The 22468-nt window shown below is 41.2% G+C and carries 22 protein-coding genes; 10 read left to right on the top strand and 12 right to left on the bottom strand.

All coding sequences use genetic code 11. The features are described from left to right. Window positions 1-541: 541 nt before the first annotated feature. From lpdA to ABH008_RS02420, 4 genes are all read right to left on the bottom strand, one after another. Entirely contained in the window at window positions 542-1960 is a 1419-nt protein-coding gene (gene lpdA, locus ABH008_RS02435) for a dihydrolipoyl dehydrogenase (RefSeq protein WP_347988282.1), read from the bottom strand. 10 nt (window positions 1961-1970) lie between these two features. Then, entirely contained in the window at window positions 1971-3275 is a 1305-nt protein-coding gene (locus tag ABH008_RS02430) for a 2-oxo acid dehydrogenase subunit E2 (RefSeq protein ID WP_347988281.1), read from the bottom strand. Between the two features lie 14 nt (window positions 3276-3289). After that, window positions 3290-5968, bottom strand: coding sequence for a pyruvate dehydrogenase (acetyl-transferring), homodimeric type (aceE, locus tag ABH008_RS02425; RefSeq protein WP_347990021.1), 2679 nt, complete (start codon window positions 5966-5968; stop codon window positions 3290-3292). Between the two features lie 244 nt (window positions 5969-6212). Continuing rightward, on the bottom strand, window positions 6213-6554 hold the full coding sequence (locus tag ABH008_RS02420; RefSeq protein WP_347988280.1) for a zinc ribbon domain-containing protein YjdM: 342 nt from the start codon (window positions 6552-6554) through the stop codon (window positions 6213-6215). A 371-nt stretch (window positions 6555-6925) separates the two neighbouring features. Between ABH008_RS02420 and ABH008_RS02415 the strand changes: the two genes are divergently transcribed. After that, window positions 6926-7738 (top strand): sulfite exporter TauE/SafE family protein, encoded by an 813-nt coding sequence (locus ABH008_RS02415; protein WP_347988279.1) that lies wholly within the window; start codon window positions 6926-6928, stop codon window positions 7736-7738. Between the two features lie 74 nt (window positions 7739-7812). Here ABH008_RS02415 and typA read toward each other — a convergent pair whose 3' ends face one another. The 4 genes from typA to ABH008_RS02395 all read right to left on the bottom strand — a co-directional run bounded on the left by typA (window position 7813) and on the right by ABH008_RS02395 (window position 11769). Beyond that, window positions 7813-9630: a translational GTPase TypA gene (gene typA / locus ABH008_RS02410; RefSeq protein WP_347990020.1), complete on the bottom strand. Its 1818-nt coding sequence runs from the start codon at window positions 9628-9630 to the stop codon at window positions 7813-7815. A 250-nt stretch (window positions 9631-9880) separates the two neighbouring features. Continuing rightward, on the bottom strand, window positions 9881-10273 hold the full coding sequence (locus ABH008_RS02405; RefSeq protein ID WP_347988278.1) for a rhodanese-like domain-containing protein: 393 nt from the start codon (window positions 10271-10273) through the stop codon (window positions 9881-9883). Then, the gene (locus ABH008_RS02400; RefSeq protein ID WP_347988277.1) at window positions 10274-10867 is read right to left on the bottom strand and encodes a methyltransferase domain-containing protein; all 594 of its coding nucleotides are present in this window, start codon (window positions 10865-10867) and stop codon (window positions 10274-10276) included. After that, window positions 10864-11769, bottom strand: coding sequence for a LysR family transcriptional regulator (locus ABH008_RS02395; protein ID WP_347988276.1), 906 nt, complete (start codon window positions 11767-11769; stop codon window positions 10864-10866). Before ABH008_RS02395 ends, ABH008_RS02400 begins: the two co-directional genes overlap by 4 nt. Before the next feature lie 492 nt (window positions 11770-12261). Between ABH008_RS02395 and ABH008_RS02390 the strand changes: the two genes are divergently transcribed. The 7 genes from ABH008_RS02390 (at window position 12262) to ABH008_RS02360 (ending at window position 17021) form a co-directional block, all read left to right on the top strand. Then, window positions 12262-12585, top strand: coding sequence for a phosphoribosyl-ATP diphosphatase (locus ABH008_RS02390; RefSeq protein WP_347988275.1), 324 nt, complete (start codon window positions 12262-12264; stop codon window positions 12583-12585). Between the two features lie 14 nt (window positions 12586-12599). Then, complete coding sequence (locus ABH008_RS02385) at window positions 12600-12815, top strand: Sec-independent protein translocase subunit TatA (protein ID WP_347988274.1); 216 nt, start codon at window positions 12600-12602, stop codon at window positions 12813-12815. A 9-nt stretch (window positions 12816-12824) separates the two neighbouring features. Beyond that, window positions 12825-13157, top strand: coding sequence for a Sec-independent protein translocase protein TatB (gene tatB / locus ABH008_RS02380; RefSeq protein WP_347988273.1), 333 nt, complete (start codon window positions 12825-12827; stop codon window positions 13155-13157). Further along, window positions 13132-13872 (top strand): twin-arginine translocase subunit TatC, encoded by a 741-nt coding sequence (gene tatC / locus ABH008_RS02375; RefSeq protein WP_347988272.1) that lies wholly within the window; start codon window positions 13132-13134, stop codon window positions 13870-13872. Before tatB ends, tatC begins: the two co-directional genes overlap by 26 nt. Next, window positions 13865-14557 carry a YggS family pyridoxal phosphate-dependent enzyme gene (locus ABH008_RS02370; protein ID WP_347988271.1) on the top strand — a complete coding sequence of 231 codons (693 nt, stop codon included), beginning with the start codon at window positions 13865-13867 and terminating at the stop codon, window positions 14555-14557. Before tatC ends, ABH008_RS02370 begins: the two co-directional genes overlap by 8 nt. Before the next feature lie 86 nt (window positions 14558-14643). Next, complete coding sequence (argS, locus tag ABH008_RS02365; RefSeq protein ID WP_347988270.1) at window positions 14644-16404, top strand: arginine--tRNA ligase; 1761 nt, start codon at window positions 14644-14646, stop codon at window positions 16402-16404. Then, the gene (locus tag ABH008_RS02360) at window positions 16404-17021 is read left to right on the top strand and encodes an SPOR domain-containing protein (protein WP_347988269.1); all 618 of its coding nucleotides are present in this window, start codon (window positions 16404-16406) and stop codon (window positions 17019-17021) included. The genes argS and ABH008_RS02360 overlap by 1 nt, the downstream gene beginning before the upstream one ends. Window positions 17022-17113: 92 nt before the next feature. Here ABH008_RS02360 and crp read toward each other — a convergent pair whose 3' ends face one another. After that, window positions 17114-17767: a cAMP-activated global transcriptional regulator CRP gene (crp, locus tag ABH008_RS02355; RefSeq protein ID WP_347988268.1), complete on the bottom strand. Its 654-nt coding sequence runs from the start codon at window positions 17765-17767 to the stop codon at window positions 17114-17116. Between the two features lie 130 nt (window positions 17768-17897). Here crp and ABH008_RS02350 point away from each other — a divergent pair, with 130 nt between their 5' ends. Together ABH008_RS02350 and speD are read left to right on the top strand one after the other, a co-directional pair. Continuing rightward, a complete protein-coding gene (locus tag ABH008_RS02350; protein WP_347988267.1) occupies window positions 17898-18317 on the top strand; it encodes an OsmC family protein in 420 nt (139 codons plus the stop codon). Between the two features lie 4 nt (window positions 18318-18321). Next, complete coding sequence (gene speD, locus ABH008_RS02345) at window positions 18322-19101, top strand: adenosylmethionine decarboxylase (RefSeq protein ID WP_347988266.1); 780 nt, start codon at window positions 18322-18324, stop codon at window positions 19099-19101. A gap of 4 nt (window positions 19102-19105) precedes the next feature. Here the strand turns inward: speD and mtgA are convergent, their stop codons facing one another. From mtgA to pilQ, 3 genes are all read right to left on the bottom strand, one after another. Next, the gene (gene mtgA / locus ABH008_RS02340) at window positions 19106-19849 is read right to left on the bottom strand and encodes a monofunctional biosynthetic peptidoglycan transglycosylase (protein ID WP_347988265.1); all 744 of its coding nucleotides are present in this window, start codon (window positions 19847-19849) and stop codon (window positions 19106-19108) included. Between the two features lie 295 nt (window positions 19850-20144). Next, the gene (locus ABH008_RS02335; RefSeq protein ID WP_347988264.1) at window positions 20145-20348 is read right to left on the bottom strand and encodes a hypothetical protein; all 204 of its coding nucleotides are present in this window, start codon (window positions 20346-20348) and stop codon (window positions 20145-20147) included. A 29-nt stretch (window positions 20349-20377) separates the two neighbouring features. Further along, a complete protein-coding gene (pilQ, locus tag ABH008_RS02330) occupies window positions 20378-22459 on the bottom strand; it encodes a type IV pilus secretin PilQ (protein WP_347988263.1) in 2082 nt (693 codons plus the stop codon). Between the last annotated feature and the right edge of the window lie 9 nt (window positions 22460-22468).

The following is a 22468-nucleotide window of genomic DNA, read 5'->3' as shown; positions in this document are numbered from 1 at the left end:
ACTAGACTTGATTAACCAACCTGTTGTTTATGCTCTAAAAACTAAATGGCAAACAAGCTTTCTTGATTTGGGATTGCTCTTTAAGTCTGTTGAATAGCACAGAAAGACGATATCTCCCGCTAAAAAATCTATCTTCAAGTTTTAAACCGCTAATACGCTCAAACTCGCGCAAGTTATGGGTAACGAGAGTTGCATTTGTAGAAAGCGCATGCAAAGATCATTGGCACCAATAGGCGTTCCGGCTTCTTTTCGTTGCGTGAATTGTGTCGCATAGTGTTTGCACCAGCTAAGTTTGGTATCTTATTTGACAGGTAAGTATTCGCTATGCCGTAAAACATTTGTTTTACAACAGATGTTTTAGGAAAAGGAATTTGTTTTTTAGTGGCAATTGATAGCTTCGATGCTGGATTTCGTTAACTTAAACAAGCCTACGAGTTCGCGCATTTGTTACATTGCAGCGCACAGTTTTCATACCATGAACGGAATATGCGGAGTTGTAGGCGGGGTCCAGGTAATAAATCCCCGCCTATGTCATTATTTTCTATTTCTTGATATACAAATCGGTAATGGTACCTTCTATCATTTCCGCAGCAAAGGCAAACGATTCTGATAGGGTTGGATGCGCATGAATAGTCAGACTAATGTCTTCTGCATCGGCACCCATTTCCAGGGCTAATACCGCTTCTGCTATCAGTTCACCTGCACCTGGCCCAACAATACCCGCACCTAGAATACGTCCAGTGTCTTTATTGGTAATAATTTTTGTTAGACCTTCATTACGCCCCATACTCAAAGAACGGCCACTGGCGGCCCATGGAAAGGTAGCTTTTTCGTAGTCTATACCTTGCGCTTTTGCTTGAGTTTCGCTTAAACCCATCCAAGCCACTTCTGGATCGGTATAGGCTACTGAAGGTATGGTTAAGGCATCGAATCCGGCTTTAATACCGCTGATTACTTCGGCGGCAATTTTGCCTTCGTAACTGGCTTTGTGCGCCAACATGGGGTTGCCGACAATATCGCCTATGGCAAAGATATGACTAACATTGGTACGCTGTTGTTTGTCGACTGGAATAAAACCTTGTTCATCCACAGTAACACCCGCTTTATCGGCATCGATCAATTTGCCGTTTGGTCTGCGCCCCACGGCTACTAATACCACATCAAACAGGTCTGATTCGGGTGCATTTTTGCCTTCAAAACTGACTTTTAAGCCTGCTTCGGTCGCTTCTATAGATTTTACTCGCGTCTCTAACCAGAGATTGTCGTATTGTTTTTTAATACGGCGTTGTAACGGTGTAACCAAATCCTTGTCGCAACCAGGAATGATTTGATCCATTAATTCGACTACGCTAATTTTTGAACCCAGCGCATGGTAGACAGTTGCCATTTCCAAACCAATAATACCTCCACCTACGATCAGCATTTTTTGTGGTATCGTTTTCAATTCCAAGGCATCAGTTGAATTCCACAAACGTTCGTCGTCATTGGGAAATACCGGAATTTTGGTCGGATGTGAGCCTGCTGCAATAATGGCTTTATCAAAGCTGATGGTTTGTTGACCCGTTGCCGTGTCTACCACTAGGCTGTTGGCTGATACAAATTTGCCTGCACCTTGTATCAGAGTAATATTGCGTTGTTTAACCAGTTTTGCCAAACCTTGATTTAGGCCCTGACTGACACTTTTTTTCCAGTTTCTAATAGCATCCAGATCAATACTTGGCTTACCAAAGCTAACACCATGTTCGGCTATTGCGTCTGCTTCATGTATGATATGCGCTACATGCAGCAAGGCTTTAGACGGTATACAGCCAACGTTTAAACAGACCCCGCCTAAAACGGGAAAACGTTCTACCAGCACTACTTTTTGACCCAGGTCAGCCGCCCGAAATGCGGCAGTATAGCCGCCGGGGCCACCACCTAGCACCAGTACTTCAGTATGAATTGCGGAATTGGCGTCCATACATTTGCTCCTAGAGTAATAATCGGCGAATATCGCCCAGATAATTTTTAAGTGCTTCCATAAAGCGTGCACCTTCTGCTCCGTCGATCACTCGGTGATCGTAGGTTAAATCCAACGGCAGCATTAATTTCGGTTCAAATGCAGAACCATTCCAAACCGGTTGCATTTTGGCACGGGTGACGCCTAATATTGCCACCTCTGGCGCATTGACAATTGGTGTAAAGGCCGTGCCGCCAATGCCGCCTAAGCTGGAAATAGTGATACATCCACCTTGCATTTCGTTGGGTTTAAGTTTGCCTTGGCGGGCTAATTCACTTTTTTCGGCAAGTTCAGCCGTTAACTGTAACAGGCTTTTTTGGTTAACATCACGTATAACAGGTACAACCAAGCCATTGGGTGTATCAACAGCAATACCAACATGGAAGTAGTGTTTAAAAATCTGTTTCTCGCCATCAGCCGATAAAGAGCTGTTAAAAGCAGGATATTTTTGCATGGCTGCCACTAAAGCTTTCATAATGAAAACTAAACCAGTCACTTTAACCGCGTCTTTTGCTAAACCAGCATTGACCGATTTACGGAAGTTTTCCATTTCATCAATCGACACTTCATCGTGGTAAGTCACCAAAGGCAGATTTAACCAGACGCGGGTAAGATTTTGTCCGGTTAAACGTTTTATTTTACTTAGTGCTTTTTCTTCGATTGGACCAAATTGAGCAAAATCAACGGCCGGGATAGATGGTATACCTGCACCTGTACTGGCAGAGCTTGCAGTAGCTAAGGATTTTTTAACAAAGTTCTTAACATCGTCTTTTAGTATCCGGCCTTTATGCCCACTACCATTGGCTATTTTGCTCAGATCTACACCTAATTCACGGGCAAACAATCGTACGCCGGGTGTAGCATGTGGTTTGAATCCCAAGTTACTTTCCGAGCTGGGCGTAGCTTCTACCACTACTGCCTGTTTTGGTGATTCTACAACGGGAGCAACTGTTTGCGGAGCAGTCGCAACTGCGACAGGTTCGTTACTTACAACGGGGGCAGCTTGCTCAGCTTTACTAGGTGATGCAGCTTCGTCACTAACTTCCAAAGTAGCCACCAAAGTACCTTCCGCCACTTTGTCGCCTACCTTAATATGTACCTGTTTAATTTTACCAGCAACACTGGCGGGTAAATCCATGGTGGCTTTGTCAGTTTCCATGACTGCCAGCGTTTGCTCCAGCACCACTTCATCGCCTGGTTTGATTAAGACATCAATAATATCAATGTCAGCGACATTTCCCAGATCAGGGACTTTTATTTCAATTAAAGAACTCATGTCGTATCTTTCCGTTAAACCAGCCAAGGAGAGCTTATATTGGGGTTGATATTGTATTTCGCGATTGCCACATCAAGCTTAGTGGCTTCAAATTCACCTGCTTGCACCAAGCCATAGAGAGCTGCAATGGTAATATGGTAACGATCCACCTCAAAAAAACTACGCAAATTTGCACGGGTATCGGAACGTCCAAAACCATCGGTACCCAGTACAATATACGATCTTTTTACATAGGCACGAATCTGCTCTGCAAAAGCCCGCATATAGTCAGAAGCAGCAATCACAGGCCCCTTAGTACCAGACAAACAGGTTTCAACATGCGAAATACGTGGCGTTTCGGTAGGATGCAGGCGATTCCAACGTTCGCAGCTTTGGCCATCTCTGCCTAGTTCGGTAAAGCTTGGGCAACTCCAAATATCAGCATCAATACCCCAATCTTCGTCTAAAAGCTTGGCAGCCGCAATCACTTCCATAAAGATGGTGCCTGAACCCAACAGTTGCACACGAGGCTTTTTAGTGTGCGAACCTTTTTTGTACAGGTACATGCCTTTTAGAATATTGCTTTCGGCTCCCTCTGGCATAGGGCTTTGTTCATAATTTTCATTCATCAAAGTGATGTAATAAAAAATATCTTCCTGTTCGACAAACATTCGGCGCAAGCCATCTTGAATGATAACAGCCAACTCACAAGCAAAAGTTGGATCGTAAGAGTAACAGTTCGGAACCGTAGCAGACATTAGATGGCTATGACCATCTTCGTGTTGCAAGCCTTCGCCATTTAGAGTGGTTCTACCAGCAGTGCCACCTAGCAAAAAGCCACGTGTACGTTGGTCAGCTGCTGCCCAAATTAAATCGCCTACCCGTTGAAAGCCAAACATTGAGTAGTAAATAAAAAACGGTATCATGGGTACGCCATGTGTGGAATAGGCTGTACCAGCCGCTATCCAATCACACAAACCACCTGCTTCGTTAATACCTTCTTGTAACACTTGACCGTGCTTGTCTTCCTTGTAAAACATTAATTGTTCGGCATCCTGTGGCGTATATAACTGACCGACTTGCGACCAGATACCCAATTGTCTGAACATGCCTTCCATACCAAAGGTACGCGATTCATCTGGTACGATAGGTACGATTCGTTTACCAATTTGTTTGTCTTTTACCAGTATATTAAGGATACGTACAAAAGCCATAGTGGTGGATATTTCATGGCCTTCGCCAGTACCTTCCAATAAGGCTTTGAAGGTTGCTAAGGGTGGAATTTCTAGTGGGTAGGCTTTAGTTCTACGCGCCGGCAGATATCCACCTAAATCAATACGACGTTGACGTAAATATTTTAATTCTTCAGAGTCTTCGGCAAAACGCAAATAGGGCAAGTTAACCAATTCATCATCACTAACCGGTAATTGGTAGCGGTCACGAATGCGTTTAATGGATTCCGGACTCATCTTTTTTTGCTGATGACTGGTGTTCTGAGCCTGACCAGAATCACCCATACCATAACCTTTAATGGTTTTGGCTAAAATCACGGTTGGTTGACCACGATGGTTTACTGCAGATTGATAGGCAGAAAAGACTTTGATGGTATCGTGACCACCTCGATTAAGCTCCCAAATATCGTGATCGGTATAATCTTTAACCAGTTCCTGTAATTCCGGGGTGTTAAAAAAACGCTCGCGAACGTAAGCGCCATCTTTAGACTTGAAAGTTTGATAATCACCATCCACGCATTCCATCATGCGCTTCACAATAAGTCCTTTAGTGTCTCTGGCCAGGATTGGATCCCAACGTCGCCCCCAAATCACTTTGATTACATTCCAGTTGGCACCACGAAAATTGCCTTCCAGTTCCTGAATGATTTTGCCATTACCACGTACAGGACCATCCAATCGTTGCAGATTACAATTGACTACAAAAATAAGGTTATCCAGCTTTTCGCGGCCAGCCATGCCGATAGCACCCAAGGTTTCTGGTTCATCAGTTTCGCCATCGCCCAAAAACGCCCAAACTTTACGTCCTTCCGTATTGGTAAAACCCCTATCCTGCATATAACGCATAAAACGGGCTTGATAGATGGCCATAATGGGTCCTAAACCCATGGAAACCGTTGGAAATTGCCAGAAATCAGGCATCAGCCAAGGATGCGGATAAGATGACAAACCATTGCCACCCACTTCCTGACGGAAATTATCCATTTCCTTATCAGTTAAGCGACCCAGTAAAAAAGCATTAGCATAGGTACCCGGCGCAGAATGCCCTTGAGAGAAAATTAAATCGCCACCATGTTTATCGCTAGGCGCATTCCAGAAATGATTTTGTCCTACATCATAGAGGGTGACCGCCGAAGCAAAACTGGCTATATGTCCACCCACATTGGTGTATTTATTGGCACGTAACACCATCATCATGGCATTCCAGCGCACGTAAGAACGAATAGTCCGCTCTATATCGGTATTACCTGGGTATTTGGGTTGCTTATCGACCGTGATGCTATTGATATAAGCAGTCGTTGCAGAAAAGGGTATATTCGACCCCCATTGTCTGGCTGTACTAACCAGCTTTTCGATCAGAAAACTAGCTCGCTCGTTGCCTTCTTTGGCAATGACCGATTCGAGAGATTCCATCCATTCTCTGGTTTCGTCAGGATCAATATCTTGAGTTCCGTTAACGTCGTGGTTTAAGCTGTTGTTCATTACGGTGCCTAGTTTAAAATCGTTGGACAAACTATGAAAAAGGATACCTGAAAAGGCTGCTTTGAGCATGTTTTTTTCCGATTTACACGTTTTGAAACAGCACAGCAGCTAGGCGTTACGCCAACTTTAAGGCAGTTAACAATAAATTAAATAAGAAGTCAGCATTTTTAGCGATAAAAAATTGTTGCTACACATCAAAACCTGCCTCTTTCTTGAACTTGGTTTTGCTAATAAAAATTGATACTTAGACTTTTTTTACAAACTCTGATTTCAATTTCATGGGGCCAATGCCGTCTATTTTACAATCAATATCGTGATCCCCATCGACCAATCGTATATTCTTAACTTTGGTGCCAACTTTAACAACTAAAGAAGAGCCTTTTACTTTCAGATCCTTAATAACAGTAACAGTATCACCGTCTTTCAGCTCATTACCATTTGCATCTTTAAAGGTAGTAGTCAGTAATTCTGCTTCATTCGCTGCTGATTTTGGCCATTCATGAGAGCATTCAGGACAGATATACATTTCGGCTTCTGCATAGCTATATTCAGAGCCGCATTTTGGACAATTTGGTAAATCACTCATGCTTTAATATTTCCTGATTTTATGGGTGTATTTTGTTCGTATACCGAATTTATTCGGTTATTCCAGAATTGACGATGGCTATTGCAAATATGCTTTAGCGCAAAGGAGTGGAGTTTGAAACTGGGACAAATGGCTTTGATAGTGCACCTGAATAATTGCATTTTTGTAATAAACCGCAAATTTTGTCTATTCTGTGGACAATTATATACCAAAAAACCTTGGCAATACTGCTTAACACGCAGAGTTTATATAAAAAACCTCAAATATCTTATAAATAGATAAGCTTATCGTTTAATGTCATAAATTAACGAACAATCACGCTGGCATAATATCCACTCTTATCGAATATATAGAAGAAAAGGCATTTATCAATGAATTTATTATATACAGCCTCCGGATTTGCTGTCGGTCTATTGGTAGGTATCACTGGGGTGGGTGGCGGCTCTTTAATGACACCTTTGCTGGTATTTTTGTTTGGCTTTAAACCTGCGGTAGCTGTTGGCACAGATTTAATTTACGCAGCACTCACCAAATCTGTAGGCGTTTTTGTACACCATGGCAAACATCGCTCAGTTGACTGGAGAATTGTGGGTTTATTAGCGCTAGGCAGCTTACCTTTTGCTGGATTGACTCTGTATATGCTTAACAGCTTTATTGCAAACGGCAAGGAAATCAGTCACGCCATGACCTTTACTTTAGGTGTCGCTTTACTTCTTACTGCATTATCTTTATTAGTCAGAAGCATCTTAATGCGTAGAGCATCCAAAGAAGCAATTGTTGATGACCAGCTGAGTACTGTTGAAAACAGTGGCAGATTCTCACCACGCTGGGAAAAAATTGCCACGGTAATAACTGGCGCTATTTTAGGCGTATTGGTGACATTATCTTCAGTAGGTGCAGGGGCACTGGGTACTGTAGCCTTACTGTTTCTGTATCCGCGCATGTCCACTTTAAAGATTGTGGGAACTGATCTGGCACATGCCATTCCATTGACCGCCGTCGCAGGTTTGGGACATTTAAGTATGGGAAACTTCGATTTGGATTTACTGCTGAGCTTACTACTTGGATCGGTACCCGGAATTTGGATAGGCAGTCATTTGAGCGCTAAAATACCCGAACATTATCTGCGACCTGTATTGGCAACACTGTTGCTAGTCATTGGTACAAAATTTGTTCTACAATAACTTCCACTAAACTGACTCAGGACACCAAAAATTCAGTTTGCCGAATTCTTGGTATCCTGAGTACATTTTAAGAATTATTCTCCAGATCTTGATGCGCGCTTACGGTCATTCTCACTTAGGAGTTTTTTACGTAAGCGTATAGACTGAGGTGTGACCTCAACTAACTCGTCTTCATCAATAAATTCCAATGCTTGTTCAAGGGTCATTTTTTGAATTCGGGTTAAAATCAAGTTTTCGTCGGTTCCGGCTGCACGTATATTAGTAAGCTGCTTGGCTTTGGTGGGATTGACAACCAGATCGTTAGCACGTGAGTGAATACCCACTAACATACCTTCATATACTTCATCAGCATGTACTAAAAATAATTCACCCCGCTCCTGCAAAGCAAATAAGGCGTAAGCCAGTGCTTTACCTTGCACCATAGACACCAAAACCCCACGTTTACGCATACCAATAATACCGGGTTTTACAGGTCCATAATGGTCAAATACATGGTAAAACAAGCCAGAGCCTGATGTCGAGGTCATAAATTCGGTTTGAAACCCAATCAGGCCGCGCGAAGGTACCATATATTCTAAACGAATTCGGCCTTTACCATCAGGCACCATGTTAATCAGATCGCCTTTACGTTCGCCCATTTTTTCCATGATGGCGCCTTGGTGAGCATCTTCTACTTCGATGGTCACCATTTCAAACGGCTCACTCATTTCACCATCGATTTCCTTAAGAATAACTTCTGGACGCGAAACACCCAGTTCAAATCCTTCGCGACGCATATTTTCAATTAGAATGGATAAATGCAGCTCACCACGACCTGACACTTTAAATTTATCTGGATCTGCCGTGTCTTCGACCCGTAACGCCACATTATGTTGTAACTCTTTATTTAAGCGATCTCGAATTTGTCTTGAAGTAACGTATTTACCTTCTTTTCCAGCAAAGGGAGAATTGTTAACCTGAAAGGTCATGCTTACGGTCGGCTCATCAACTTTTAGCGGAGGCAAAGCTTCGACGGTATCTTGCTGACAAAGTGTGTCGGAAATTTCTAATTTATCAATACCGGTAAAAGCAATGATATCGCCAGCCTGTGCTTGCGATACTTCTACCCGCTCCAAACCATGAAAACCAAAGATTTGTAGCATACGTCCATTACGCGTAGCACCTTCACGATTGATCAGCGTTAACGGCATGTTGGTTTTTACCGCACCACGTTGAATACGCCCAATACCAATCACGCCTACATATGAATTGTAATCGAGACTGATGACCTGCATTTGAAAAGGCCCTTCCAAATTTACAGCAGGAGGATTAACTTTATCAACGATAGTTTGGAATAGGGGAGTCATATCACCTGAGTCGATATCACCCGTTAATCCAGCATAGCCTTTTAAAGCTGAAGCGTAAACAATCGGAAAATCCAGCTGTTCATCAGTAGCTCCCAAACGATCAAACAAATCAAATGTTTGATCTATAACCCATTCAGAACGCGCACCAGGCCGATCAATTTTGTTAATTACTACAATGGGCTTTAAACCTAAGGCGAAGGCTTTTTGTGTCACAAAACGGGTTTGCGGCATAGGTCCATCGACCGCATCAACCAGTAGCAACACTGAATCTACCATAGACAGTACTCGCTCTACTTCACCACCAAAGTCGGCGTGTCCAGGAGTATCAACGATATTGATGTGATAACCATTCCAGTCGATTGCTGTGTTTTTAGCCAGAATGGTAATACCACGCTCTTTTTCCAGAGCATTAGAGTCCATGACTCGCTCATCGACCTTTTCGTGGGCATTAAACGTGCCTGATTGTTGAAGTAATTGATCGACCAGCGTAGTTTTACCATGATCAACGTGAGCGATAATTGCAATATTTCGAAGTTTTTCTATCACAGGATTTATTTGATGTTTTAAAAATAAAGTGGTGAATAAGACCATGCTTAATTCGACCAATGGAATTGAGATCAGGTTGATTTATACTTCTCGCATGACAAACTTTGTTCTACAAAAAATATAAAAAACACTCCTGTTAAGCTTAAGCGGGTATCCTGCCAGCTAAATCTCTACCTAAAAGCGTTGTTTAAAATTCTAGCTTGTTAAAACTTAATATGCTGAGAGTATATATCAACTTGATTTGTATAAATTAACTTTGTTCCCAAGGCAAGCCGTGAAAACGCCAACCATCAATGTTGCCACGATGTTTATCAGCATCAATTTGCCCTTCAAATCCTTGGGCAATATTAATGAGATGCTGATAACCGACAACATCCAGGGCTTTGGCCGCCTCTACCGATCTGACACCAGTTCTGCACAGTAATAAAACTGGCGTAGCTTTGTCGACGACTATTTGTTGAACCTGTTGCACAAAGCCAGTGTTCAACTGCATACCTGGAAACTCTTTCCAGGGTATATGCTTCGCACCGGGAGGATGACCGATAAAACTATGTTCTATAAAAGTTCGCACATCAATCAGTATTGCAGCAGGATTATTCTGTAAGAATGCCCAGCATTGTTTAGGCTCAAGATTTTCTATCATTTAGTTCTGCTCCGAAAATAATTTCTGTCCGATAAAATACGCCATATTTCTATTGCCGCACTGTAAATTACCTGTGCGTGCATATTCTTGATAAAAAATTAGCGTTAATGGTGCAAACAATCGTAACAATTCGTTACTTGCTAATAAATAATCTGGATTGTTTGGCCCTTTTTCATCCAGTTTGCTGCAATTAAATGTTTGATAAAACAGTAAGCCATCCACATTCAAGGCTGCCATTATCGCATTACACAGAGCCCGGTCAAGAAAACGACTGATGACAATGACATCATAACGCTCAGAACAGAGTATTTCTGACGTGATTAGGCATTGTCGCGTATTGATATTAAGAAGCCGATTCTGCGCCTCAGACTGCAAAATATTTAAAGCTATAGCGGAAATATCCCAGGCATCCACTGCTAATCCAGTTTCAGCCAGAAATAAGGCATTGCCGCCAGTGCCACAAGCCAAATCCAAAGCTTTTCCCTGCCGAGGAAGCAAAAACTGATGATCGGTAAGTACGACAGAAACACCGTTATCGTTATATTGAGTCTGTTTGGCATAATGTTTATCCCATTTTGCCTGCAATTGCATCATGGCGGATTCATTCCTATTCTACCTGGCAGCCACACCTGAATAAATTCAAGAAAAGAGCGAACTTTTGCTGATAAATATTTCCGATGCGGGTAAACCGCATAAACTTCCAATGGGCTTATACCATATTGTTCCATTACTACCTGCAATCGACCCAACTCTATATCACGCCCAACTATATAGCGGGGTAACATAATTAAACCTAAACCATTCACAGCCGCATTACGAATTGGATCAGCCATATTGGCCTGCATCCTGCCAGTGACAGTAACTGTGCGCTCCCCCAGTATGCCTTTAAAGCGCCACTTATTACGCGGAGGAATTGCCCAATTGATCAAACAGCTATGATCTTCAAGATCTTCAGGATCTTGAGGAATGCCATGTGTTTTTAAATAATCCGGTGATGCACAAACCACTAATGATGAGTTAGCCAATTTTCGCGCAACCAAACTTGTATCATTTAACTGTCCCAAGGAAATAGCAATATCAACCCCTTCATCAACCAGATCGACCTGTCCGCCTTTCAATAACATTTCCACCGATAAATCTGGATAATACTTAAGATATTCAGTTAAAGCCGGGGAAATATGAGTCGCCCCAATAACAGGAGGTGCACATATTTTCAATATACCGCGTGGCTCGGTTTGCAGCTTTGTAACGGCTGATTCCATTTCTGAAACATCAAGCAGTACTTGCTGACAGCGTTCCAAATATTCTTCACCTGCTTCGGTAAGACTCAAGCTACGAGTAGTGCGATTAAACAAACGGGTATTCAATTCGCTTTCAAGCTGCATAATGTGCTTGGTTGCCATGGCTCTAGAAATATCCAGGTCTTTTGCTGCCTTGGCAAAACTACCGGCTTTTGCAACACGCACAAATACATTCATACTGGTTAGTTTATCCATGACGGCCCCCAAAGTGCACTAAGACAGAAATAATTACTATTGTTTCCTAATTGTATACAAATTGTTTAGCAAACACCTAATTGTAAACTTTTTTTTATCCTGTATAGTAAACAGCAAGTGAGTAACTACGGCATTTCACTCAGTCAAGACATATATATTAAATTTAGAACACATGAACACTTTAAATAAAGACATTTTAATCAGCATTTTATGCATACTGGGCGTATTTAGCTTTGTTTCCGGTCTTTTTATCTGTTCTACACTGATTTTCGCTTGCTCAGCCCTCTTGAGCAACCTGATTTTTGCCGTTCCAAACTTAACAGCTAATTCATGAATTTGTAACTACCTCCTGGTGTTGTAATAACGAGCGGAACCTCCTCATCACACTCCGCTTGGTTTTTTACCTCCCTCTGCGCAAGCATTGGGAGGTTTTTTTTTTGTAATACCGGCAACGTGATATGATTTTTACGTTATTATCAAGAGTGTTAATTCATGTCTGACGTTTTACAACAATTAGCTGAAATTTTAGAACAACGCAAACTGGAATCTGCAAATGAATCCTATGTTGCCAGCCTGTATGCCAAAGGGCTAGACCACATTTTAAAAAAAATAGGCGAAGAAGCGACTGAAACCGTCATTGCGGCTAAAGACGGTGACAAAGCTAAAATTGTCTATGAAACTGCCGATCTTTGGTTTCACTGTATGGTTATGTTGGCAGATCAAGGCCTGGGGCCTGAACATGTTATTAATGAATTGCAGCGCCGCTTTGGCTTGTCTGGTTTACAGGAAAAAGCGCAACGCACAGTAACTGAATAAATCTGGAGTATATAATGGGCTTAAGTATCCCCCATCTACTAGTAGTTTTAGCCATAGTGATTTTAGTTTTTGGCACCAAACGCCTAAAAAATATTGGTTCCGATATTGGTGATGCCATAAAGGGGTTTCGTAATGCCGTTAAAGAAGGCGAAGAAACTAAAACCACTCTCAGTAAAGAAAGTGAAATTCTTGAAGGTGAAGTGACTCATAAAGAAAAAGACAAGGTTTGAGCCTGACTTATGTTTGATGTTGGATTTTCCGAAATAGTCATGGTCGGCCTAGTTGCTTTATTGGTCATTGGCCCCGAAAAGCTGCCTAAAGCAGCCAGAATTGCTGGGTTTTGGATTGGCAAAACCCGTAGCACTATTGCTACTGTTAAAGCAGAGATACAACATGAGCTGCATGCCGAAGAAATGCGGCAAATGCTAAAGCAACAAATTGCCAACCAATCATTACAGGAAACCATCGACGCCACCGAAACCGCTATCAGTGAAATAAATACTGCCTTGGAAACTCTTTCGACCGACACACATAAAGAACCTATCGATGATCAATCAAACCGAATCGGGTGAACCCACTTTTTTAAGCCATTTGGTTGAACTACGTGATCGCTTATTAAAAGTAGTACTGTGTGTATTACTGATTTTTCTTTGCACCGCCAGTTTTGCTAACCAAATATACGCTTATCTGGCTGAACCATTGTTAGAGCATTTGCCAAAAAACAGTAGCATGATAGCGATTGATGTCGCATCTCCATTTTTTACGCCTTTTAAACTCGCCTTTGTAGTTGCCGTTTTTGCTGCCATCCCTTTCATACTTTATCAATTTTGGGCATTTGTAGCACCGGGCTTATATCAACATGAAAGAAAAATGGTTTTACCACTATTGATAGCCAGTACTTTTTTATTTTATGCAGGGGCTGCCTTTGCTTATTTCTTGGTTTTTCCATTAGTCTTTGCATATTTAACTGCCGCCGCACCGATAGGCGTTACAGTAATGACGGATATTTCAACCTATCTGGATTTTGTCTTAGCCCTTTTTTTTGCGTTTGGTGTATCATTTGAAATTCCAATTTTTACGATAGTTTTAGTCTGGGCGGGCATTATTACACCACAAAGCCTATCTGAAAAAAGGCCTTATGTCATTGTTGGTGTATTTGTTGTCGCCATGTTTTTGACCCCTCCAGATGCCTTATCGCAAACCTTACTAGCAATCCCCATGTGGATGCTGTTTGAAGTGGGATTACTCTTCTCACGCTTATTTGAACGCAAGATCGAAAATGACTGATATCGCCGAACGCTTTCAGCTGGTTCGCTCACAAATCCGGCATGCCACCCACATTGCTGGTAGACCCCGAAACAGTGTTAGGTTACTGGCCGTTAGCAAAACCAAATCCAGCCAAGATATTGCGAGTCTCTATCGTCTGGGGCAGCGGCATTTTGCTGAAAATTATGTTCAGGAAGCCATACAAAAACAACAAATACTTACAGGTTTTAATATTACTTGGCATTTTATCGGGCCTATCCAATCGAATAAAACCAAAGTCATAGCCAGTCACTTTGCATGGGTACATAGCGTTGACCGTTTAAAAATTGCAGAACGCCTTAGTGAACAGCGCCCAGTGCATTTGCCACCCTTAAACATTTGTTTGCAAGTTAATATTAGTCAGGAAAATAATAAATCAGGAATTACGCTTGAAGAGCTGCCATCTTTGGCTGCCTCTGTCAATTTATTACCCCGACTGCGTTTACGTGGAGTAATGGCAATCCCCGCACCTATCGTTAACTATCATCAACAACGTCTGCCTTATCGCCAGCTCTATCAATGTGTGCAGCAACTCAACAATCCCGAACTTGATAGCTTCTCGTTTGGTATGAGTGGCGATTTGAAAGCAGCCATCATGGAAGGTGCAACCTTAGTTAGAATTGGCACCGCGTTGTTTGGTGAGCGCAACTATACGCAAAAGGATTGAAGTAGTACTGGCTATCAGGTAGCTATTACTGCTTAATTGGTGGATAATAAACTCTATTTTATTACTGACTTTTCTATTGCCCGACAATGAAACATAAGCTCGAATGCCTACTGCAACATGCTATTACTACCCTTAAATCACAAGGCATTCTTGAGCAAGAGCTGGCGGTGCAAATTAATCTGGAACGCACTCGCGACCCTCAACATGGCGATTTCGCCACTAATCTATCCATGCTTTTGGCTAAACCTGCCAAACTTAATCCCAAACAATTGGCCGAAAAAATTGTCGCTGCATTACCCCAAGATAGTCTAGTCGCTAAAACTGAGATAGCTGGTCCAGGTTTTATCAATTTTTTTATAAACACGGACACCCAATTTCAAATAGTTGAGCAAATATTAACATCAGGCCAAAAATTTGGTTTAAATACCAGCTGTAAAGGTAAGCGGGTACAGGTTGAATTTGTTTCAGCTAATCCAACAGGCCCTTTACATGTTGGACATGGTCGGGGCGCGGCTTACGGCTCGGCAGTTGCCGATTTACTTGAAGCCATCGGTTATGACGTGGAACGTGAATATTATGTGAACGATGCAGGCAGACAAATGGATATCTTGGCTACCAGTGTCTGGTTACGCTATCTGAACGAATGCGGAGTCGATTTACCCTTTCCAAGCAATGGTTATCGTGGCGATTATGTGCGCAACATTGCCATTGAATTGCATAATACTGTGGGCAACAGTTTGCAAAAAACGGCTGAAAGCGTCTTGAGCGAAATTCCTGCGGATGAGCCGCAAGGTGGCGACAAAGAAAAACACATTGACGCCTTGATTGATCGAACAAAAACTTTACTTGGACCCCAAAATTATAGTCATGTGTTTCAGGCCGGACTAAACGAAATCCTGATCGACATTAAAGATGATCTTGCTGAATTTGGCGTTAGCTACCAAGAATGGTTCTCTGAACGACAACTTATGGACGATGGCTCTGTTCAAAAAGCTCTGGATCGTTTACAAACCGCTGGTTTCTTATACCAACATGAAGGCGCTATCTGGTTTGCATCCAGCCGTTTAGGTGATGAAAAAGACCGGGTTGTGGTGCGTGACAATGGTCAAACCACTTATTTTGCTTCAGACATTGCCTATCATATGAATAAACTTGATCGAGGTTTCGATCACATCATCAATATCTGGGGTGCCGATCATCATGGTTATATACCAAGAGTAAAAGCAGCCATGCAAGCTTTGGGTGCAGATGAATCTAAGCTAAAAGTTTTATTGGTACAATTTGCAGTACTGTATCGGGGTGACGAGAAAGTTCAAATGTCTACCCGATCGGGTGAATTTGTCACTCTGAGACAATTACGTAATGAAGTAGGAAAAGATGCTTGCCGTTTTTTTTATATGATGCGTAAATCTGAACAGCACATGGATTTTGATCTTAAACTGGCAAGCTCTAAAAGCAATGAGAATCCTGTTTATTATGTTCAATATGCTTATGCACGAATTTGCAGTGTTTTGAGACAAATTGACGAAAAAAATCTGCAACGTGATCTACAATTAGGATTAGACAATCTAAACTTACTAACCACAGAACAAGAAACAGTATTGCTAACTACGCTTTCTAAATACCCAGAGGTGCTAGATAGGGCTGCCAAACAGTATGAACCGCATCAATTAATTCATTATTTACGTGAATTGGCTAATCAGTTTCATAGCTATTATAACGCTCATCAATTTTTAGTGGATGACGCTAAATTGTGCAATGCGCGCATAAATCTGATCTGTGCTGTCAAGCAGGTGCTAGGCAATGCTTTTCAATTGTTAAAACTCAATACGCCAGAAACGATGTAATGGCCAGAGATTACAAACATCGCGTCGAAAACGACAGATATAAAAAGAGTCGACAACGTAAGGTAGCGCCGAATAAGCTTTGGCGCTGGTTGGTTGTGCTTGTACTAGTCATTGCCTTTATAGCTGCACTTAACATGATTAGCAAGCTAGTTCCTACTCTTTTTTCTGGAAAACAGGAGTCAAGCAGTCAGCATATTGACGACAAGGTTAAACAGGATGTTAGCATCAAAGCAACGCCTCCTAGTGTTACAGAACAAAAACCTGTGGTGCCTGAGGAGCCTACCTATGATTTCTATACCATTTTACCCCAAGCGGAAACAGTCATTCCAGATTACGAAATCAAAACTCGAGTTCGTGAAGAATTAGTCGGCAAAATAAAATCGGCTAAATATGCTATGCAAGCAGGTTCGTTTCGTGACGCTGGTGAAGCAGACCATCACAAAGCCAAGCTGGCTTTATTAGGTATCGAATCTCATGTAGAAAAAGCCAAGGTTGGCAATTTGGTGTGGTATCGGGTAAAAATTGGACCCTATGACAACCCCTCTAGCGTTGCCACTATTAAGGATTTATTACAGAAGAATGGCATAGGCGTTATTGTTACTGAAACAGGACAATAATACGCTTTCCAGCTTTAACATCGTTTTATCTGGATGATGACCGGCGTAAAAACAAACCCGGTCTCTATTATCGTTTTAACCGCTTATCTAACTCAACGAGTACCAAATACAACAATAGTTTTACCATGGGCGGTAATTAACCCCTTATCTTCCAATTCTTTTAGAACTCTCCCTGCCATTTCTCGGGAACAACCTACTATACGTCCAATTTCCTGACGAGTTATATGCAATTGCATACCATCAGGATGGGTAATAGCATCAGGCTCTTTAGCTAAATCGAGTAAGGTGCGGGCGATACGTCCTTCAACATCCATAAAAGCCAAATCACGATATTTACGGTTGGTAATCAACAATCGCAAAGAAAGCTGTTCACCCAATACCGTTAAAATTTCAACAGCATGATCCCGCAACTCTGCATTCAAAAGACCTTTAAACCGATCATAACCAATTTCAGCCATTTGGCAACGAGAGCGTGTTTTTACTAGAGCACTTCTGGATTCCGTGGTTTTAAATACACCTATTTCACCAACAAAATCATGTTTGTTTAAATACGCCAGTATTAATTCGCGGCCTTCTTCGTCCTCAACGCTGACGCTTACCGACCCATCGACGACAAATAACAATTTATCTCCGACATCGCCTGGCCGAACTATAGTCATTTTAGCGGGATAGCTACGAATATGACAAAAATGTAAAAACGCAGTTAGGGCGGAAGGAGAAATTTGATTGTGTTTAACAAAGCTCATATTTTAAGACTAATTTATGTTTACTAGAACACTACCCTAACCAATGTTAAGGAATTTTGCAAAAAAATTCAAAACAAATAATCGTACCATTGTAAAATTCAGTCCAATTTTAGTTTTTATGGATTTTAAAATGCAAGCAATAATTAAATGGGTTGATGGCAGAATGTTTGTTGGCGAATCCGGCAGTGGACATACGATTGTGATGGATGGCCCTATAGATCATGGCGGACGTAACATCGGAGTAAGACCTATGGAAATGATACTTTTGGGTGTAGGTGGTTGCTCTGCATTTGATGTAATTGATATATTAGAAAAAGGAAGACATAAAATTTTAGATTGTACTGCTGAACTTACTGCGGAACGTGTAGAATCTATTCCTAGTGTTTTTAGTAAAATTCACCTGCATTTTAAGGTGTCTGGAATAAATCTGCCAATATCTGCTGTAGAAAGAGCGGTTAAACTTTCCGCAGAAAAATATTGCTCTGCCTCCATTATGCTTGGCAAGGCAGGTGTTGAAATTAGTCATGACTTTGAAGTTATAGAAGGATAATACGTTGAGCAAATTACAATTACATGGTTTTAACAACCTTACCAAGTCACTGAGTTTTAATATTTACGATGTTTGTTATGCGCCTAAAGAACAGGAAAAGGCATACATCGAATATATTGATGAAGCTTATAATGCCAAAAGATTAACCCAGATCCTGAAAGATGTTGCCAACATCATTGGTGCTCAAATTTTAAATATTGCTCATCAAGATTACGACCCCCAAGGTGCTAGCGTTACTATGTTAATTTCTGAGGGCGCGGTGATACCAGCAGGAATGAATTCCGAATCGCCAGGCCCTTTACCCGATACGATACTGGCGCATCTGGATAAAAGTCATATTACTGTACACACTTATCCAGAAAGTCATCCAGACACCGATATTTGTACTTTTCGTGCCGACATTGATGTTTCCACCTGTGGTCAAATTTCGCCACTCAAAGCTTTGAATTACTTAATTCACAGTTTTGAATCAGATATCGTTATTATGGATTATCGAGTGCGTGGATTTACACGTGATGTTTCAGGTCAAAAAATTTATATTGATCACAAAATCAATTCTATCCAGAACTACATTGCAGAAAGTACAAAAGAGCTTTATCAGATGATTGATGTCAATGTCTATCAGGAAAATATTTTTCACACCAAAATGCGACTAAAAGAAACAGAATTAGAAAATTATTTATTTGAAAAGGAAAGTAATTTCAGTGAAGATGAAAAGGATGAAATTCAATCCCAGTTACATGAAGAAATGGCGGAAATATTCTACGGCAGAAATTTTTCTTAAAACATTATGAAACATTGAGCTCAATATGCCGCATTTGATTTAATATCCAACTTTGCCGTTTGAAAAGATATGCACTTGGTTGATTAGCCTTTAATAATAAAGGATTAGGCAACGTGGCTGCGAGCATTGCCGATTGATCAACTGTTAATTGTTTGGCAGGGACGCCAAAATAACGACGACTAGCGGCCTCTATACCAAATATATGATCTCCAAATTCTGCGATATTCAGATAGACCTCCAAAATGCGTGTTTTACTCCACATACTTTCTATCAGAACAGTAAACCAAACCTCCAATCCTTTGCGAAAAAATGTTTTATCCGGCGTTAAAAACAGATTTTTTGCAACTTGCTGACTAATAGTACTAGCACCTCGCAATCTGCCACTCTCAATGTAGCGATTTAAGGCTGTTTGTATCGCATTAAAATCAAAACCGTTATGTTGATAAAAGAGTTGATCTTCAGATGCAATCACTGCAGTAAACGCATGTGTTGAAATTTCTAGATAATTCACCCATTGTTGATCGATGGGTTTATAGCCTTTACCATCCATCATGTCTACCCAGTGTTGATGCAGCATAAATGCCGAACTGGACACAGGCAAATAACGCAAGACACCTACGGTCAACACAGAGCCCAAAAAAAACACGACCAGCAACATGCCAAAGCCTTTAGTTATTTTGCGCAGTGTTGATGCATTATGAGGCTTTAAATGCCGATAGTAACGAGCTGGATGACGAAAATGCTTCACGTTTAAAAATCAAGCCCAAAAAAGTTGTGAAAAATTGCGAGCTATATTCAATAGTCTATCAACTGCCATTACCAAAAAATTAGAAAGTATTAATTTTTTCTATTTCTTAAGCTCATGCCTGCAACTAGCATGGAAAAGTGCTTACATTGACAGGCGGATTTAAAATTGCTGAAGAATTACTGATTTATATCTTCAGTTGACAAGGAAAATCCGAGTAAAGACAAAAAATGACTTTTACTCGGATAGACCAATGAGACTAGTCAGTATAAATTTACCGATTTTGAAATAAGAGTATTTATTTGGCTTTCAATGAACTCTTTACTATTTTTGGCGTTACAAAAATCAATAACTCTTGTTTATCGTCCTTTTTCTGGTTAGATCTAAACATCCAACCCACTCCGGGTAATTCTGAGAACCACGGGATTGAGTTAGTTGCATTATCGTAGGTAGATTCGTATACACCACCTAGCACCACTGTCTCACCATCTTCAACTTGCACCTTGGCTGTCAATGCTTTTTTGTTAATAGCTACGCTTTGATTACCCCAGTAGTTACAACCTGTCCTTGCGAATCATCATTGATAACCAGATCCATAATCACACTGCCACCCGGAGTAATTTGCGGAGTTACATTTAATTCCAAAACAGCGTCGACAAAATTGGTATTAATTTGTGTACCTGTTTGAATTGTATAAGGAATTTGCACACCTTGTAAAATTGTTGCTTTAACCCTGTCGGTAGTCATCACGCGAGGGTTGGCTATTTGCTCACCTTTGTCATCCGTTTGCATTGCCTCTATTTCCAAATCCAGTAAATGATTGGCACCTGCCGCCAATGTCATACCCACTGTCGATGTTCCTCCAGTTGCAGCCGCTAACGCACCATTCATGGCATAACCCAGCTCTTTTAGACCTGGATAGGCACCGGATTTCTGACCCGCATTTGTAGCCTGAGTCTGTACACCAAAATTAGCACCGAGCTGTCGTGCAAAATTAGTATTGGCAATTACAATACGCGTTTCGATCATAACCTGCCTAACGGGTACATCTAACATTTTTATCATTTTACGCACTTCATCCAAAGCCTTAGAGGTATCTTTAATGATAATGGTATTCGTTCTGGCATCGATAATAGCGACGCCTCTAGAAGACAGCAATCTTAAGGAACCAATATTATTTCCACCGTGACCACCGCCACCTTGCTGCTGCTGTTGCTGACTATTAATTCCCGAGCCACCGCCGCATCCCGCTGAGCTCGAGGTAGTACTTGAACCACTACCAGATGATGTTGCTCCTGCCTGATTAATACCGCTACCGCCAGATTGACCACCAAGATTATTATTACCGACCCCCATTAATACATTACAAATTTCAGAGGCTTTAGCATAGTTAATCTGTACATATTCGGTTTTCAGCGGCTCAAGTTGCTCATAAATCTGCTGTGAGTCTAATGCATCCTGCTCAATTTTCATGATTTCAGCTAACGGAGCAACCATGACTACATTTCCATTTTGCCTTTTTCCCAAGCCTTTCGATTTTAATATCAGCTCTAAAGCTTGATCCCAAGGCACATCATTCAAACGCAGGGTAACATTTCCAAGCACCGAATCGGCTGCAATAATATTCAATTCAGTAAAGTCGGCCAATATTTGTAATACAGACCGGATTTCAATATCCTGAAAATTTAACGATAATTTTTCTCCAGAATAAGGAAACTTCTCCTTTTTAAGCTCTTCTTTTTCTGCTGGTGTTAAAGGTCTAAATTCGACGGTTAAAATGTTATCAGATTGATAAGTCGAGTATTCATAACTGTCATTATTGGGCGTTATGGTGATATCGACATTTTCACCTTGTGGACGAGCTTCAAATTTTTGTACCGGCGTAGCGAAGTCTGACACATCATACGTTTTAGTTAACGATTCTGGTAGTCGGGTGTTCAAAAAATTTAAGTTAACTTTGCCAGCCTTTTGCTTGGCATCAATCACGGTATTGGCGGCAGATAATGTTATTAACAAGCGCCCCTCGCCATTTGAGCCGCGTCTAAAATCAACATTTTTTATTCCCTGCTCAGGGAGAAGCTTACTAATTGCCAAGTCTTTTACCGGACTTGGAAGAGATTTGCTTCCCATAGCCGATGTATCAGCAACCCGATTATCAGTCGTTACTTTACTGGCGGCTACAAGGCCATTTGCAGGTTTAAGTAACAAATAAAATTTATTGTCGGCGATTTTAGTTTCATAGGGTACTTTTTCAAGCAGATTGACAATAACACGGGTACGCCCAACTGCTTCAACCACGAAAACTGTTCCAGCTGCTCCTTGGTTAATCGGAAAGCTTTTTTTTGCCAAATTACTTTTCACTCCTGCAAAATCTATCGCTATTCTGGAAGGATTATCAGTCTGAAAAATTTTTGGCTCCGTTACCTGACCATCCAAATCCAACTGTATTTGCAATTGATTGCCAGTTAGAGTCGAAAACTCTAAATTGTTAATAGCTACTTCATCCGCATAGACTTTAGAAAATTGTAAACTAAGAATCACAAATACAGACAACCAGAAACGTGTACTCAGCCCATATACAGCTGGATAATTGTTATTTTTCATAATACTCATTGTTGTACC

The organism is Methylomonas sp. AM2-LC (genome assembly GCF_039904985.1).
GTDB lineage: Bacteria > Pseudomonadota > Gammaproteobacteria > Methylococcales > Methylomonadaceae > Methylomonas.
Note: the sequence above shows the minus strand (reverse complement) of the source record. Positions and strands in the feature narration are given on the sequence as shown.